A 16,327-nucleotide genomic window follows, 5' to 3' on the forward strand; every position below is an offset into this window, starting at 1 on the left:
CGACTTCAGTCGCGATACTCTTGACTCGGACGCAAGCAAAGGGCATCGCGGCTGAAGCCGCTCCCGCAGGTATGCCGAGACTTCATCGACGCGAATACTGCGCACACGAAAAAGCCGGCTTGCGCCGGCTTTTTGCTTGCAACCCGAATCGCGCCCCGGCTTACGCCAGTTCGCGGATCTTCGCGTTGAGGCGGCTCTTGTGGCGGGCAGCCTTGTTCTTGTGGATCAGGCCGCGGGCGGCGTAGCGATCCATCACCGGCTGGGCGGAGGTGAACGCGGCAACGGCGGCAGCCTTGTCCTTGGCCTCGATGGCCTTGACGACCTTCTTCAGGGCGGTGCGGACCATGGAGCGGGCGCTGATGTTGCGCAGACGGCGCTGTTCGGACTGGCGCGCGCGCTTCTTCGCGGACTTGATGTTGGCCAAGGTAGAACTCCGGAATGCAGTGTTGAGGGTGGAAAAAGACGCCAATTATGCGGTCGATTTGCCGATGCGTCAATCATTTAGGCGGTGCTGGATCGACTGCAGGCAGCCTGCGGTCGATGCGGATGCCCGCGGCATCGGCATTTTGCCACATCGCGGGCTGTCATCCTGCCCGTCACGGCTGTCAAACTACGCGCCCTGCGCAGCGGCCCACCGAAGGTAATGACAGCCACATGAAGTCCCCCAGCATGCTCCGCGGGCTGCTCTCGTTCAGCAGCATGACGATGGTTTCGCGGGTGCTCGGCCTGGTGCGCGACATCTCGATGAGCCATGTGTTCGGCGCCACAGTGGCCACGGATGCGTTCGTGGTGGCCTTCCGCATCCCCAACTTCATGCGCCGCCTGTTTGCCGAGGGCTCGTTTTCCACCGCTTTCGTGCCGGTCTTCACCGAGGTGAAGGAAACCGGAAGCCATCAGGATCTCAAGCGCCTGATGGCGACCGTCGCGGGCACGCTTGGCGGCGTGCTGCTGGTGGTGACCGCACTGGGGCTGATCTTTGCCCCGCAACTGGCAACCGCCTTCATTCCCGGTGCGCTCGACCAGCCGCACAAGTTCGATCTCACCACCGAGCTGGTGCGCTGGATGTTCCCGTTCCTGCTGTTCGTGTCGCTGACGGCGCTGGCCGGCGGTGCATTGAACAGCTTCCATCGTTTCGCCATGCCGGCACTCGCGCCGGTCATCCTCAATGTCTGCATGATCGTGGCGGCCTTGTGGATCGCGCCGCGCCTGCATACGCCGATCCTGGCGATGGGCTGGGCGGTGCTGCTTGCCGGCGTGCTGCAATTGCTGTTCCTGCTGCCGGCGCTGCGCCAGCTGGATCTGCTGGTCTGGCCGCGCTGGGGCTGGCGCCATCCGCAGGTGCGGAAAATCATGCGGCTGATGGTGCCGACGTTGTTCGGCTCGTCCGTCGCCCAGATCAACCTGCTGCTGGACACCATCGTGGTGTCGCTGCTGGTGACCGGGTCGCAGACCTGGCTGTGGCAGTCGACGCGCTTTCTCGAACTGCCGCTGGGTGTGTTCGGCGTGGCGCTGGGCACGGTGATCCTGCCGTCGCTGTCGCGCCATCACGTGGGCACCGACCGTGCCGGATTCTCGAAGGCACTCGACTGGGGATTGCGCATCACCCTGCTGATTGCGGTGCCGGCGGCGATTGCCTTGGCGCTGCTGGCCGAGCCTTTGGTGGCGACGCTGTTCCAGAACGGCCAGTACACGGCATTCGATACCCGCATGACCGCGGCGGCCGTGCTGGCGCTGAGCTGCGGCTTGCCGGCCTATGCGCTGGTCAAGGTCGTGCTGCCGGCTTTCTACGCACGCCAGGACACGCGCACGCCGGTGAAGGCCGGTGTGGCGTCGCTGGTGATCAACATGATCTTCAACGGCTTGCTCATCGCGCTGTTCTTCGAGTTGTGGGCGCCGGCATCGGTGAAGCAGGGCGGCTGGCTTGCCGGAATCGCGCAGGTGCCGGGCCTGCATGTGGGGTTGGCTCTGGCCAGCGCGTTGGCGAGCTACGTCAATTTTCTGCTGCTGTGGCACTGGCTCAAGCGAGCGGGTGTGTACGAGCGGCAGCCGGGATGGTTGCGTCACTGGTTGCGGCTGGGCTCGTCGTGTCTCGCCATGGCGGCCGTGCTGCTGCTCGGGCGGTGGCTCTGGCCGGAATGGCTGCATGGCGTTCCGGTGGTCACCCGTCTGTGGCGCCTGGCGGTACTGGTGGTCGCCGGCGCGGGTACGTATGTCGCCGTGTTGTTCGCCAGCGGCTTCCGCCTGCGCGATCTGCGCGGGGCGTGAACCGGTCCGACACGATTATCGGCAGCCGTTCGCCCGTTATACTCAGGCGATGATGAGACTTTCCAGGGATGTCGCCGGCCCCTGCCTGGCGCCGCGCGGCAGCGTGATCGCGGTCGGCGCGTTCGATGGCTTGCATCGCGGACATCAGGCGCTGCTGACGCAGGTGCGCGAGCGTGCGCAGGCACTGGGTTGCAGCGCGGTGGTGGTGAGCTTCGAGCCGCTGCCACGCGCGTTCTTTTCCGCCGAGCCGGTGCCGCGCCTGTCCGGCGTGCGCGAGAAGCTGCGCGGTTTCGCCGCCGCCGGCATGGAACACACCCTGCTGTTGCGCTTCAACCATGCGCTGACCGCGATGTCGGCCGAGGATTTCGTGCGTCAGGTACTGGTCGATCGCTTGGCCGCACGCGAGGTGTGGGTGGGCGGAGATTTCCGTTTCGGCCACAAGCGCAGCGGTGACGTGGCGCTGCTCGAACGGATGGGCGTCGAGCTCGGCTTCAGCGCCTGCACCATGCCGGTCGTGCAACTCGATGGCGCCCGCGTTTCGGCCAGCCGGGTGCGTGCCTTGCTGGCGGCCGGGGCATTCGCCGAGGCCGAGCCGCTGCTGGGCCGGCCGTTCGTCATCGACGGCAAGGTGGAATATGGCAATCAGCTCGGCCGCACCCTCGGCTATCCCACCGCCAACATCCACCTGCAGCAACGGGTCAGCCCGATCCAGGGCATCTTCGCGGTCCGCGTGGGGCTGGGCGAGGGCGAATGCAGCTGGCCTGGCGTGGCCAGCCTCGGCGTGCGCCCGACCGTGAACGAGGTCGCCGAGCCGCTGCTGGAAGTGCACCTGTTCGACTTCGATGGCGATCTGTACGGCCAGCGCATGGCCGTGGAGTTCGTCGCCAAGCTGCGCGACGAGCAGAAGTTCGACGGGCTGGAGCCGCTCAAGGCGCAGATGGCGCTGGACTCGCGTCGGGCGCGCGAGCTGCTGGGCATGAACCCGCGGCTGGTCGAGGCGTGAAGACGCGGGCATTACGGCACGGGTCGAAATCGACTAACTTTCCCTTCTTTGCCCGCCATCTGGCGGGCGGCAACACCTCAGTGACGGCATCCACGCAATGACCCACGATTACAAAAACACGATCAACCTGCCGCAGACAGACTTCCCGATGCGCGGCGACTTGCCCAAGCGCGAGCCGGGCTGGCTGGCCGAGTGGGAGCATGCCGGGCGCTACGCGCAGATCCAGCAGAAGACCGCCGGTCGCGACAACGTGTTCGTGCTGCATGACGGCCCGCCGTACGCGAACGGTGCGATCCATATCGGTCATGCGGTCAACAAGATCCTCAAGGACATGGTGGTCAAGTCCAAGCTGCTGGCCGGCTACCGCGCGCCGTACGTGCCGGGCTGGGATTGCCATGGCTTGCCGATCGAGATCGCGGTGGAGAAGAAATTCGGCAAGCCGGGCGACAAGCTCGACGCCGCCCAGTTCCGCCAGAAATGCCGCGAGTACGCCGCCGAGCAGGTCGATGCCCAGCGCACCGGCTTCAAGCGGCTGGGCGTGCTCGGCGACTGGGATCATCCGTACCGCACGATGGATTTCAAATACGAGGCCGACATGCTGCGCGCACTGGCGCGCATCGTCTCCAACGGCCACGTGGTGCGCGGCGCCAAGCCGGTGTACTGGTGCTTCGATTGCGCCTCGGCGCTGGCCGAAGCCGAAATCGAATACGGCGACAAGGTGTCGCCCGCGGTCGACGTGGCCTACGACGCGGTCGATGCGAGCGCGCTGGCCGCGAAGTTCGGCGTGGATGCAGGCGACGCCATCGTCGCCATCCCGATCTGGACCACCACGCCGTGGACTCTGCCGGAAAGCCAGGCCGTGTCGCTCGGCGCCGATCTCGAATACGCGTTGATCGAAGGCCCGGCGCGCGACGGCAGGCGCGTGCTGCTGGTCGTCGCCAGCGCGCTGGTCGACAAGGTGGCGCAGCGCTACGGCCTGGAGCAGGCGATGCTGCTGGGGCACGTCGAAGGCAGGGCGCTGGAAGGCCTGAAGTTGCGCCACCCGTTCTACCCGCGCGAAGTCCCGGTGATCCTCGGCGGGCACGTCAGCGCCGAAGACGGCACCGGCGCCGTGCATACCTCGCCTGACCACGGCGTCGAGGATTTCGTGGTCGCACGCGAGTACGGCATCGACCTGCTCAACTACATCGAGTCGCGCGGCACCTACCGTGCCGACACGCCAACTGCCCATGGTCTCGAACTGGCCGGCATGCACATCTGGAAAGCCAACGACGCCATCGTCGACCTGCTGCGCCAGCGCGGCGTGCTGCTGGCATTCGCGAAGATCGAGCACAGCTACCCGAACTGCTGGCGCCACAAGACACCGGTGATCTATCGCACCACGCCGCAGTGGTTCGTCTCGATGGAACAGGCGCAGCTGCGCGAGACCGCGCTGACCTCGATCAAGAACGTGCGCTGGGTGCCGGGCTGGGGCGAGGAACGCATCGCCGGCATGGTCGCCGGGCGTCCGGACTGGTGCATCTCGCGCCAGCGCACCTGGGGCGTGCCGATCGCGTTGTTCGTGCACAAGGCCACGCAGGAGCCGCATCCGGATTCCGTCGCGCTGCTGGAGCAGGTCGCGCAGAAGGTGGAGCAGGGCGGCATCGACGCGTGGTTCACGCTGGATGCGGCCGAGTTGCTCGGTGGCCAGGCGAACGACTACGAAAAAGTCACCGACGTGCTGGACGTCTGGTTCGATTCAGGCGTCACGCATTTCGCGGTGATCGGCCAGCGGCCGGAACTGCAGCAGGGTACGGCGGGGCACTACAAGGTGATGTACCTGGAAGGCTCCGACCAGCATCGCGGCTGGTTCCAGTCGTCGTTGCTGACCTCGTCGGCGATTCATGGCCGCGCGCCGTACAACGAAGTGCTCACTCACGGTTTCGCCGTCGACGCGAACGGTCGCAAGATGTCCAAGTCGCTGGGCAACGTGGTCGCACCGCAGAAGGTGATGGATACGCTCGGTGCGGACGTGCTGCGGCTTTGGGTGGCCTCGGCCGACTACCGCAACGAGATGACCGTTTCCGACGAGATCCTCAAGCGTGTCTCCGACACCTATCGACGCATCCGCAACACCGCGAAATTCCTGCTCGGCAACCTGGACGGCTTCGATCCGGCCAAACACCTGCTGCCGGTGGAAGACACCCTGTTGCTCGATCAATGGGCCGTGCAACAGGCCTGCGACGTGCAGCAGGTGGTGCTGGCTGCGTACGAGCGTTACGACTTCCCCGAAGTGGTGGCGCGCATCCAGAACTTCTGCACCAACGAACTGGGCGCGCTGTACCTGGACATCACCAAGGACCGGCTCTACACCATGCCGACCGACAGCCGCGGCCGGCGCAGCGCGCAGAGTGCGATGTACCGCATCGCCGAGGCATTGGTGCGCTGGCTGGCCCCGGTGTTGAGCTTCACGGCCGAGGAGATCTGGCAACAGCTGCCGGGCGAGCGCGGCGACAGCGTGCTGTTCGAGACCTGGTACGACGGCCTCGCCGCCACCCAGAACTCGCCGGAACAGCGCCGCTACTGGACCGACCTGCTGGCGATCCGCGATACCGCCTCGCGCGTGCTCGAAGGCATGCGCAAGGCCGGTCAGATCGGCGCCGCGCTGGAGGCAAAGCTGGCGATCCACGCCGACGAGGCCACAGTGGCGCGCTACGCTCCGGCGATCGACGAGCTGCGCTTCTTCTTCATCACCTCCGACGTACGCCTCGACCTGGCCGGTGGCCAGCCGGAAAGCGCGGTGTTGACCGAACTGGAGGGTGCTGACGTCTGGGTTTCGGCTACCGTCAGCGAGGCGGCCAAATGCATCCGCTGCTGGCACCGCCGCGACGACGTCGGCAGCCATGCCGAACATCCGGAGCTATGCGGTCGCTGCATCGGCAACATCGAAGGACCGGGCGAGGACCGCCGCTGGTTCTGATTCCGAAGGCGCGCCTTTCCACGCCACCCAACACCAGCGAGCCACTTCCATGACCAAACCCAACGCAATCATCTGGCTATGGCTCTCCGCCGCCATCATCGCGCTCGACCAGCTCAGCAAATGGTGGGCCGTGAACGCCCTGCAGCCGATGGGTTTGCCGCATGCGGTGATTCCGGGTTTCCTGAACTGGACGCTGACGTTCAACAAGGGAGCCGCCTTCAGCTTCCTGTCCGACGGCGGCGGTTGGCAGCGTTGGTTTTTCGTGGTGCTGGCGCTGGCGATCAGCGCCGTGCTGGTGGTGTGGATGGCGCGCACGCCGCGCCGCGATTGGCGCACCGGCCTGCCGCTGGCGCTGATCATCGGGGGCGCGCTCGGCAATCTGATCGATCGCCTGCACGCCTCCCAGGTCACCGATTTCATCCAGGTGTACTTCCGCCAGTGGAGCTACCCGGTATTCAATATCGCCGATTGCGGCATCACCGTCGGTGCCGTGCTGCTGATCGCGTTCGGCTTGTTCGCCGGCAAGCCTGCCGACAGCGTGCGATAATCGTAACCTTCGTAGGAGCCCGCTTGCGGGCGATGTTCTCGCTAACGTGGTGACGCATCGCCCGCGAGCGGGCTCCTACAGAGTTCTGAATCGAGGTCAGCTTGGACATCCTGCTCGCCAACCCCCGCGGCTTCTGCGCCGGTGTCGACCGCGCCATCGCCATCGTCGAGCGTGCGCTGGAATCGTGGGGTGCGCCGATCTACGTGCGGCACGAAGTCGTGCACAACCGTTACGTGGTCGACAAGCTGCGCGCAGACGGTGCGATCTTCGTCGAGGAGCTGCACGAAGTGCCTGACGGCGCCACCGTGATCTTCAGCGCGCATGGCGTCTCGCAGGCGGTGCGCGAGGAAGCCGAGCAGCGTCATCTCAAGGTGTTCGATGCCACCTGTCCACTGGTCACCAAGGTGCACATGGAGGTGGCTCGACTGGGCCGCATCGGTCGCAGTGTCGTGCTGATCGGCCACGCCGGCCACCCGGAGGTCGAAGGCACCATGGGCCAGTGGAACCCGGCCAACACGGGCGAGATCCTGCTGGTCGAATCGCTGGAAAACGTCGCCACGTTGGCGCCTAGATTTCCGCACGAACTGTCCTACGTCACCCAGACCACGCTGTCGGTGGACGACACCAAGGCGATCATCGAAGCGCTGCGCGCGAAATTCCCCGACATCGAAGGCCCGCGCAAGGACGACATCTGCTATGCCACGCAGAACCGCCAGGATGCCGTGCGCCGGCTCGCTGACGCGGTCGACCTGATGCTGGTGGTCGGCTCGATCAACAGCTCCAATTCCAATCGCCTGCGCGAGCTGGCCGAGAAGCAGGGGGTCCGCTCGTTCCTGATCGACGGTGCCGAGCATATCGAGCGCAGCTGGCTGGATGGCGTGACACGCATCGGCCTCACCGCCGGCGCCTCGGCCCCGGAGAAGCTCGTGCGCGACGTGATCGCCCGTCTGCAGTCGTGGGGCGCGGGTGAAGTGCGCGAACTCGATGGCGAACCGGAGAACATCACCTTTGCCCTGCCCAAGGAGCTGCGCGTCGTCGGTGGCAACAGCTCCGCCAGCCTTTGATCAGCCGGGCGCATCCCCGTCCGCGCTTGCGCCACAACGCCCCGCACCGTAAAATCTGCGGCTCTTTGCCGGAATAGCTCAGTTGGTAGAGCGGCGCATTCGTAATGCGTAGGTCGTAGGTTCGATTCCTATTTCCGGCACCAGAACTTCAAAGGCCCGCCAACGCGGGCCTTTGTCTTTTGCGGCAGGCGCGGGACGCGCTTGCTTCCCGCCAGCTCGCCCCTGACATGCTCGCCGAGTGTGACGAAGCTCACCTTGCGACGGGTACCGTCAGCCGTTTGTCGGCCAAATCCTACCGTTTGTCGGCTGAGGGCTGGCGGCACGGGCGCCGCCCGGTACAGTGCGATCAGGGGTATCAGGGAGAATTCCATGCAAGTCTTGTCGCGTCAGCGGGGCATCTCGTTGATCGAAGTGATGATGTCCGTGCTGATCTTCAGCATTGGCCTGATCGGTCTGGCTGGCCTCATGGTCATGTCCACGCGTTCCAATCATTCCGCTTATCTGCGGACTCAGGCGACGTTTCTGGCCAACAACATGGTCGACCGCATGCGCGCCAACCCCGTGGGCGTGTGGAATGGCAATTACGACTCCACCAGCTATCCGGTGAGCGCCAGCACGGCGGCCAATGCGAATTGCAGCGCCGGGTGTACTCCGGACGCGGTGGCCGCGGCGGATCAGCGCAATTGGAGCAGCCAGCTCCGGACCTTCCTCCCGGGAGTGAGTGCGTCGATCGCCTGCGACGCATCCAATGCAGGCTTTACTCCGGGTGGTTGGACGCTCGGCTCCGTACCGCCCAGCGGCAGCACGGCACCGGCGATCCCGGCCGATCCCGGGCAGGTCGGGATGCGTCCTCCGTATGGTGGCACCTGCAAGATGCTGGTTCGCTGGAGTGAGCAGGGCGCCGGTGACGAGGACCATCGCACTGCCACCACACAAACATTTGCCTGGGAGTTCCAACCGTGAAGGTACCCGTAATGGCGCGCCACTCTCCGCTTGGCCAGCGCGGCCTCACCCTGATCGAGCTCATGGTGGCCATGGTGCTCGGTTTGCTGGTAGCCGCCGGCATCATCACGGTATTTGCATCGACGAACAGCAGCAGCAAAGCACAAAACCAGATGGCGCGGCTGCAGGAGGAGGGACGCTTTGCGATCACGCGCATCAGTGACGACCTGCGCATGGCCAATGGCCAGTACTGCACCAATAGTGGTGGCGTGGCCAGACCGGCGGCTGCCTCCCAGGTATTTCTGGACGGACTGCGGTCTCCCAAGGTGTACGCCAAGGCCATTACCGGCGCGATGTCCGACGTAACCACTCCGGTGACCACCGTCCTGTACCCATTGACCAGCGCGCCGTATTCATTTCCGTCGTTCCTTTCCATGCGCGGCTACGATTGCAGCCTGACGACGTGCCTGCCGGTTGACCCGAGTACTACGGTCACCGATATCCCGGCCATGGGCACGGACGTCGGTGATCGCGTAGAAGGTGCCGACGTGGTCACGGTGCGCTACGTCAATTCATCACGCGGCTGGACAGTCGTCGGCGGTACCGGTACGTCGATTGCCACAGGCGCGACGGTAGGCAGCCCCATCTCCAGCATTACGCTGGTGCCGGATACCAGCATCGGTGAACCGCCAGTTACAGATTTCACGGGCGACATGGCCATGCTGGCTGACTGCTCCAACGCGCAGATATTCGCCGTCACCAAATCGGGTGGCGTGCTCACGCCCGATACCGCAAACAACCTCGCGGCGCCGGTGCCGCAGCAACCGCTGTCAGCGCCCAAAGTGTTCGATTTCAGCCGGGACTACCAGACCGTCACTTACTACCTGAAGCTCGTCGATGACGGCAACGGCCAGAAAACCGGCGCCCTGGTGCGTCGGCTCAATGGCGGTACGACCAATCCCGGTGGCTCGGAGGACGAGTTGGTTCGCGGGGTCGAGCGGCTGGATTTCCGCTACGGGGTGGAAGACAAAGACGGCAAGATCCGCTTTCTTTCCGCCAAGGATGTCGATGCCGCCACCGGCATCAGCTGCCCGCCTGGCGAGCCCGACCCGATCACCACCAATGGATGTCTGTGGCGAGCAATCAGCAGCATTGAGGTCAGCCTGGTGATCGATGGGCAGATTCCGCTGCATACGCTTACCGCGAACGATCTCGTTTACAGCTACGGCATTGATGGCAACAGCACTCCGGTGGCGCCATCGGCGCACGCCATCAAGCCGACCGATCAGGGTTTTGTCGATCCGATGCTTCGTCGCGAGTTCACCGCACTGGTCTCCGTGCGCAATTTCAACCCGTGATGTCACCGACGCCTCCGACAGACCGTTCGGTGGCAAATGAGTTCGTGGAGCAAGTCATGTTGATCCCAGGCAAGCAACGTTCGATGTACCAGCCTGTACGTGCACAACGCGGCGCGGTGATGGTCGTTGCGCTGATCTTTCTGTTGTTGCTCACCATGCTGGCTATCAGTGCATCGGGGCGTTCGCTATTGCAGCAGCGGATGGCTGGTGGTCTGCGCAATGCACAGCAGGCCGAAATCAGCGCAGAGACAGCACTGCGTGGGGCGGAGTGGTCATTGTGGACCAGCACCAGCAAACTTACTTCTGCGCCATTGCTTTGCGGCAGCGGAATACTGGCAGGCAATTGCTATATCTACGATCCGAAAAACACGGCCGTTTATGGTCCGTCCGGGATAGTCACCAAGTTTCGGAACAGCGCTACCTGGATTGCGACTGGGGCGAAAGCTTATCTGGGTCCCGGCGGCACCGTTGATTACACCACGCCAAGCTCTGGCTACGAGACTTCGAAACTCTCCCACAATCCGGTGTATCTGATTGAGGACATGGGCGTGGAGTTGCCGCCCGGGGTCAGCGGCGGGTTGCACGAGTCGGGCGTGACCGGGAGCAATCATGGCGGCGCCGGAACCACCAGCCGTCATGTCTATCGCATCACCGCCCGTGCCACGGGCGGGGACCAGAACACCATGCGCGTGCTGGAAAGCACGTTTGCCGCCAAGAGCAACTGAGTCGGAGCATTCGCGCCATGCGTATCCATCGCGTTCTTTCTCATCGCAACAGCCTGTTTGCGTACACACTCGGGCTGACCTTGCTGGGCGGCCTGTCGGTGCCATTCACGCCGGTGGTGCAAGCGCAGACCAGCGTGCCGCTGGTGGTGACCGCCGACCTGCTCGCCGCGGCTCCGGCGGCTGCGACCACAGTGGCCAGTGGCGCGGTAGAACTCAGTCCGACACCGCCGAACGATACCAGCGCGGTGGCACCGAACGTCATGGTCACCTTCGACGACTCCGGATCGATGGCCAGCAACTACATGGGTGACGATCGGCCCTACGACAACGGGAGCTGGGGCGGTCCGTGGCGCTGTGCAAGCGTGGTCGATCCGGATCATTCGACCGCAACGGACAAGAAGCTGCGCGCCTTGGCGATGAATGGCGTGTATTTCAATCCGAATATCTCCTACACCCCTCCAATGTTTGCGGACGGTACATCGTTCCCCAAAGCTCCACTGGACAGCAATAGCCAACCTAGCGCGGTCTGGGTGGATGGCATGGCGGTCAACCGGCCGCGCAACCCGTCTACGGCAGACAGCACAGCCAATTATTACAACAACCCGGAACTGGATAGTCCGCGCAAGGGTGCGGTAGCCAATTTGATGGGGCAGCTGACTTCCACCACCGGTCCCGTTACAAACACCTTTTACGGATCGTCTTGCCCGGCGAGCGGCATCGATTCAGGCTCTTGCCAATGTATCGACAAGAAGTGGAACGGCACATGCAGAAGCAACAACACATCGTGGCAGTGGACGGTCACGACACAGAAAACGGTGACCACCGATAATCGATGGATGTGCGGAAACACCGGTGCCGGCTCGGGTGGAAGCGAGAGATGGACTGGCGCCAGCCCGATGGATGGTCAGGCGCACACGCTCAGCGACGGTACCGTGGCGACCTACCCCAATGGTGGTCCTTACTACTATCGGCTCAAGACCGGTGTCACCGTCACCCTCAATGCGCAAGGCAGCCCGGCCACGGCGGCCGACCGAACCACGCTGTATACGGCAGCCAATTGGGAGGCTGTTCCGGTACCTGCATCGAAATATCAGGATTTCGCCAACTGGTATGCCTATTACCGCACCCGCAACCAGATGGCACGTTCCTCCATGTCCCGGGTGTTTGGTGGGCTAGGTGGAAAGACCACCGACGGAGGTTTCGGCAGCACCATTCGTGCTTCCTGGCAAAATCTCAACGACGGCAGCTACAAGTTGCCGAGCGCTGCGATCATCAGCAGCCTCATCGACACCTCTGCGTGTACCAGTGCAGCCGATGCCGATCCAAGCGCCATCCAGTCACCCAGTGACACAGCCGCCCCACCGAGCTGCTACCGCAGCGCGTTCTTCAACTGGATATTCCAGACTCCCGCTTCGGGCGGAACACCGTCGGTCAACGCCACCAACAGGGCAGGCAAGTTCTTCCAGCGCGGTGGTTCTGCGGACACTAACCAGGCTACCAATCTCAAGACCTTGCGGGACCCTTACTGGGAAGCGGGGAAGATCCTCCCAGATGGTACGCAGGCGACGGGTTCCGAATTGTATTGCCGTCAGAATTTCCACATGCTGGTGACAGACGGTCTGTTCAATGAAGACTCGGTGGCGACGACCGATGTTGCCACGTTGCCGCAGGCCACGGTGGCCCTGCCGGATGGCACGTCATTTGTCCCAACCGCCAGCTACAACGCTATTTTCCAAGGTCAGCATTCCAACGACGGATCTGGTGGCACCGAGGCATCGCTTTCCGATCTTGCCTTCAATTACTGGGCGACCGATCTGCGTCCGGACCTCTACGACGCACCCAACGGCAAGTTTGTGCCGCCTTACATGCCGGACAAGACCACAGGTGTCGTCACCACCACCGACATCTCTGCCGATGGTTTGAACAACGCTCACGTCAACAACGAGGTCTACTTCAACCCGAAGAACGATCCCGCCAATTGGCCTCACATGGTGCAATACCTGGTGGGCCTGGGTGTCACTGGCAAGTTGAATTACTCGGACGATACCGATTGCACTGCCAGCACGTCGTCCGACGCTTGCCTGTTGCGCAAAGGTTCGGTGAACTCCAGTACGGTCGTTGGCTGGCCACAGCCCAACGATAGAAGTCCCGGCATCGCGGAAAACATCGACGATACCTGGCATGCGGCGATCGCCAGCCGCGGCAGTTTTTTCAATGCGGGCAATCCCCAGGATCTGGTCAACCAGCTCAGCACCATCCTGACCAATATCAGCGCGCGCAGCGCGCCGGCAACGACCGGTGCCGTCAATACCTCGGTATTGGTGCCCGGTGCTCTCGGCTTCAATACGGGCTACAGCTCTGCCAACTGGACAGGCGTCCTGCAGGCGGTGGGTGTCAATGCGGATGGCACGACATCGACAGCCCCGCTGTGGGATGCGAGCGATAAGCTGGACGGCACCAAGCCGGCCGATCGCAAGATTCTTACCGGCACGGAAGCATCCGATGGAAGCTTTGGCGGGGGCATCGATTTTTCGACTTTTTCGAGCCTGGACGCCGCTGGGCAAGCGCTCTTGATGAGTTCTCCCGCGAGCACTGACACCACCAACGATACCGGTCAGGCCAGGGTGGACTATTTGCGCGGTGTTCGTTCAAAGGAATCCACGACCTTTCGCCAGCGGCCGAATGTGCTTGGCCTGCTTGGAGCGATCATCGGTTCCCAGGCAGTCTATGTGGCCTATCCGTCCAGCGGCTATCGCAACACGTGGCCGGACGGTTCACCGGAGGCAACGGCCGTAGCGAACGATACGACCAACTGCGTCACTACACCTTCCGACAGCTGCCCAAGCTACGAGCACTTCGTCCACAAATACCTGAGCCGCACTCCGGCCGTGTATGTGGGGGCCAACGACGGCATGCTGCACGCATTCGATGCTTCGGAGGAGGAAGTGTCCGGCAAGGTCCAGCCCACCAGTGGGGCCGGCAAGGAGCTGTTTGCCTATGTGCCACGCTCGGTCTACGCCAATCTTGGCAACCTCACCGCCAAGGACAATTTCAAGTTCCAACCGACGGTAGACGGCACCCCGGTCATTCGCGACGTGTTTTTTGGCACGGCGAAGACGAGCCCTGCTTCCACTTCTGCAGGTTGGCACACCATCCTGGTGGGTGGGCTGCGCCTCGGCGGTCGTGGGGTGTACGCACTGGACATCACCGACCCGGCCTCCATGTCGGCCGGCAAGGTATTGTGGGAGTTCAATGCGGATCAGCCGGATCAGGGGTCATGGCTCGACGGGACGACCACCAACCCTGGCGGCCAGGCGTCCGATCTTGGTTACACTTTCGGTCAGCCGAACATAGGGCGCCTCAACAGCGGCAAGTGGGTCGTGCTGGTACCGGGTGGCTATTTCCCTGATTGCAGCAAGCCGCCTTACAACTCGAGCAATTGTTCGTACCCGGCTGCAGCATCGAACAAATTCAGCTCGCTTTTTGTGCTGGATGCGCAGACCGGCAAGTTGATAAGGGAAATCAAGACTCCGGATCCGGCCACGGTGACCGGTGCGGTCGCAAGTCATGGTCTTTCCTCGCCGGTGCTGGGTGACTACAACGACGACCAGATCGACGACGTGGCGTTTGCGGGTGATCTCGACGGCAACCTGTGGCGCTATGACCTGACATCCCCAGACCCGAGCAAATGGTCGGTGGCGCTCGCTTATCAACCGGTCACCGCGGGAGCCCAGCCGATCACGTCGATGCCGCGCTTGTTCGGCGATCCGGCGACCAACAGGTTCATCGTCGTATTCGGCACCGGCAAGTACCTCGGTGCGAGCGACAACACCAGCGGCAGTGCGTCGGTCCAGGCCGTCTACGGTATTCGCGATCTGGGTACGACGGTACAGTTTGCCGATCTGGTCAAGCAGACCCTGAGCGAGAAGACGGCAACCGACAACCTGACTGTCGCCCGGGGGCTCACCAATAATCCGGTTCCCGCAACAAAAGGCGGCTGGTATTTCAATCTGGCGCCCAGCGCCACCTCGGCCGGTGAACGAGTCGTGGTCACGCCAGCTGCCTTGTTCGATACGGGGCGCGTGGTGATCCAGACGCTGATTCCGGGTACCAACGATCCCTGCAGCGCCACCATCCAGGGCGCGATCATGGTCGTGAATGCCGCGACTGGCGGCTCGGATGGCGGCCTGTCCGGACCTTCGGTCGCTGGTTGGGGCGGAACAGGGGCTGGCGATACTTCAACCGTGGGCGGTCGCGTCAACAATCCGCGCACCAGCGGCTCGCTACCGCTGGTGACGACGATCGGCGGCGGCACAGTACTGGTTCCGGGACTGAAGCTGTCCGGCAGTGGCTCCGTGCTCAATATCAACGATGCGGTCTGGCGCCGTCGCTCATGGCGGTCCTTGAACAATGACCAGTAATGCCGGCAGGGGAATTCAGGCTATGACACGAGTACGCGGTTTTACCTTGCTCGAACTGATGATCGTGGTGGTGATCGTCGCGATACTCGCGGCCATCGCGATACCGACGTACAGCCGCTATGCAATCCGCGCCCATCGAGTCGATGGGCAGGGATTGCTGATGAGCATCGCCAACGCCCAGGAGCGGTTCTACGCGACCAACAATCACTATGGCGCATTGACCGACTTGGGCTTCGCCAGCTCCGTGTCCCCGAAGGGGTATTACAACGTCAGCATGGTTCCAGCCGCGGGCAGCACTTCACAGAGCTTTACGGCTACCGCCACGCCACAGGGAGGCCAGACCAGGGACGATTGCCAAAGTCTCCGAATCAACAATGCCGGCGTGAAGGATTCCACCGGCACCACCACCAACGGCAGCTGCTGGTGAACGCGATGACAAACCGGCCGCGAGGTTTCAGCCTGCTCGAACTGATGGTCACGCTGGCTGTGGCTGCGATCCTGCTGGTCATCGCCGTTCCCAGCTTTCGCGACTTGATGCGTCGCAGTCAGGTCAGTTCAGCCAGCAATGAATTGTTGGCGAGCCTGGCCTACGCCCGCACCGAAGCGATCACCCGTGGCCAGCTGGTTTCGATGTGCCCGAGCGCGAATGGTGCGCCCACGTGCGCCGGTGGCAATGCTTTCGAGTCGGGTTGGATCGTCTACACCTATCCGGCGGGCGCCGCATCGGCCAATGTGGCGTATGCGTCTTCGGCGATCCTGCTGCGAGCCACGATGGCGCGTAGCGGTGTGTCGATTCGTGCCAAGAGCAACACCGTCATCACGTTCGGCCAACAAGGGCAGCTCAAGCCAAGCACGCCACTGACGTTCGTGACGTGTTATCGCAGCGGCGGCAGCACCGATGCCGGTACAAGCACGACGAAGGTGCCTGGTACGCAGCTGGACGTGAACGGCTCCGGCAGTGTCATCACGAAATCGCTGAGCGACGGCGCTAGCTGCACGCCGAGCTGATCATGCGAGGAGCGTCAGTTAGCGTGCCCGCCACT

General features: G+C 63.4%; 12 protein-coding genes and 1 tRNA gene. 12 read left to right on the plus strand and 1 reads right to left on the minus strand.

Annotation, left to right across the window (positions count from 1 at the left end):
* Positions 1 to 160: 160 nt before the first annotated feature.
* Positions 161 to 424: a 30S ribosomal protein S20 gene (gene rpsT / locus CIW53_RS09195; protein ID WP_149364418.1), complete on the minus strand. Its 264-nt coding sequence runs from the start codon at positions 422 to 424 to the stop codon at positions 161 to 163.
* A gap of 230 nt (positions 425 to 654) precedes the next feature.
* On the opposite strand from rpsT, the gene murJ reads away from it, so the two are divergent.
* From murJ to CIW53_RS09255, 12 genes are all read left to right on the plus strand, one after another.
* Positions 655 to 2,265 carry a murein biosynthesis integral membrane protein MurJ gene (gene murJ / locus CIW53_RS09200; RefSeq protein ID WP_149364419.1) on the plus strand — a complete coding sequence of 537 codons (1,611 nt, stop codon included), beginning with the start codon at positions 655 to 657 and terminating at the stop codon, positions 2,263 to 2,265.
* A gap of 49 nt (positions 2,266 to 2,314) precedes the next feature.
* On the plus strand, positions 2,315 to 3,268 hold the full coding sequence (locus tag CIW53_RS09205; protein ID WP_149364420.1) for a bifunctional riboflavin kinase/FAD synthetase: 954 nt from the start codon (positions 2,315 to 2,317) through the stop codon (positions 3,266 to 3,268).
* A 97-nt stretch (positions 3,269 to 3,365) separates the two neighbouring features.
* Positions 3,366 to 6,227 carry an isoleucine--tRNA ligase gene (gene ileS, locus CIW53_RS09210; protein ID WP_149364421.1) on the plus strand — a complete coding sequence of 954 codons (2,862 nt, stop codon included), beginning with the start codon at positions 3,366 to 3,368 and terminating at the stop codon, positions 6,225 to 6,227.
* A 49-nt stretch (positions 6,228 to 6,276) separates the two neighbouring features.
* Positions 6,277 to 6,774, plus strand: coding sequence for a signal peptidase II (gene lspA / locus CIW53_RS09215; RefSeq protein WP_149364422.1), 498 nt, complete (start codon positions 6,277 to 6,279; stop codon positions 6,772 to 6,774).
* A gap of 101 nt (positions 6,775 to 6,875) precedes the next feature.
* Positions 6,876 to 7,838: a 4-hydroxy-3-methylbut-2-enyl diphosphate reductase gene (gene ispH, locus CIW53_RS09220; protein WP_149364423.1), complete on the plus strand. Its 963-nt coding sequence runs from the start codon at positions 6,876 to 6,878 to the stop codon at positions 7,836 to 7,838.
* A gap of 67 nt (positions 7,839 to 7,905) precedes the next feature.
* Positions 7,906 to 7,981, plus strand: a tRNA-Thr gene (locus CIW53_RS09225).
* A 226-nt stretch (positions 7,982 to 8,207) separates the two neighbouring features.
* A complete protein-coding gene (pilV, locus tag CIW53_RS09230) occupies positions 8,208 to 8,801 on the plus strand; it encodes a type IV pilus modification protein PilV (RefSeq protein ID WP_149364424.1) in 594 nt (197 codons plus the stop codon).
* 11 nt (positions 8,802 to 8,812) lie between these two features.
* Positions 8,813 to 10,138, plus strand: a complete 1,326-nt coding sequence (locus tag CIW53_RS09235) for a PilW family protein (RefSeq protein ID WP_149364509.1) — start codon at positions 8,813 to 8,815, stop codon at positions 10,136 to 10,138.
* A gap of 56 nt (positions 10,139 to 10,194) precedes the next feature.
* Positions 10,195 to 10,863, plus strand: a complete 669-nt coding sequence (locus CIW53_RS09240) for a PilX N-terminal domain-containing pilus assembly protein (RefSeq protein ID WP_172969627.1) — start codon at positions 10,195 to 10,197, stop codon at positions 10,861 to 10,863.
* Positions 10,864 to 10,880: 17 nt separating this feature from the next.
* Positions 10,881 to 15,284 carry a PilC/PilY family type IV pilus protein gene (locus tag CIW53_RS09245; RefSeq protein WP_149364426.1) on the plus strand — a complete coding sequence of 1,468 codons (4,404 nt, stop codon included), beginning with the start codon at positions 10,881 to 10,883 and terminating at the stop codon, positions 15,282 to 15,284.
* 22 nt (positions 15,285 to 15,306) lie between these two features.
* The gene (locus tag CIW53_RS09250; protein ID WP_149364427.1) at positions 15,307 to 15,711 is read left to right on the plus strand and encodes a type IV pilin protein; all 405 of its coding nucleotides are present in this window, start codon (positions 15,307 to 15,309) and stop codon (positions 15,709 to 15,711) included.
* Between the two features lie 5 nt (positions 15,712 to 15,716).
* Entirely contained in the window at positions 15,717 to 16,292 is a 576-nt protein-coding gene (locus CIW53_RS09255; protein WP_149364510.1) for a GspH/FimT family pseudopilin, read from the plus strand.
* Positions 16,293 to 16,327: the final 35 nt, after the last annotated feature.

The organism is Rhodanobacter sp. T12-5 (genome assembly GCF_008329435.1).
Taxonomy (GTDB): Bacteria; Pseudomonadota; Gammaproteobacteria; order Xanthomonadales; family Rhodanobacteraceae; genus Rhodanobacter.

What these genes read in the sequence shown, in the direction of transcription:
- murJ (WP_149364419.1), top strand. Translation starts at nt 655, where the DNA reads ATGAAGTCCCCCAGCATGCTCCGCGGGCTGCTCTCGTTCAGCAGCATG.
- CIW53_RS09205 (WP_149364420.1), top strand. Translation starts at nt 2,315, where the DNA reads ATGATGAGACTTTCCAGGGATGTCGCCGGCCCCTGCCTGGCGCCGCGC.
- ileS (WP_149364421.1), top strand. Translation starts at nt 3,366, where the DNA reads ATGACCCACGATTACAAAAACACGATCAACCTGCCGCAGACAGACTTC.
- lspA (WP_149364422.1), top strand. Translation starts at nt 6,277, where the DNA reads ATGACCAAACCCAACGCAATCATCTGGCTATGGCTCTCCGCCGCCATC.
- pilV (WP_149364424.1), top strand. Translation starts at nt 8,208, where the DNA reads ATGCAAGTCTTGTCGCGTCAGCGGGGCATCTCGTTGATCGAAGTGATG.
- CIW53_RS09235 (WP_149364509.1), top strand. Translation starts at nt 8,813, where the DNA reads ATGGCGCGCCACTCTCCGCTTGGCCAGCGCGGCCTCACCCTGATCGAG.
- CIW53_RS09240 (WP_172969627.1), top strand. Translation starts at nt 10,195, where the DNA reads ATGTTGATCCCAGGCAAGCAACGTTCGATGTACCAGCCTGTACGTGCA.
- CIW53_RS09245 (WP_149364426.1), top strand. Translation starts at nt 10,881, where the DNA reads ATGCGTATCCATCGCGTTCTTTCTCATCGCAACAGCCTGTTTGCGTAC.
- CIW53_RS09250 (WP_149364427.1), top strand. Translation starts at nt 15,307, where the DNA reads ATGACACGAGTACGCGGTTTTACCTTGCTCGAACTGATGATCGTGGTG.
- CIW53_RS09255 (WP_149364510.1), top strand. Translation starts at nt 15,717, where the DNA reads ATGACAAACCGGCCGCGAGGTTTCAGCCTGCTCGAACTGATGGTCACG.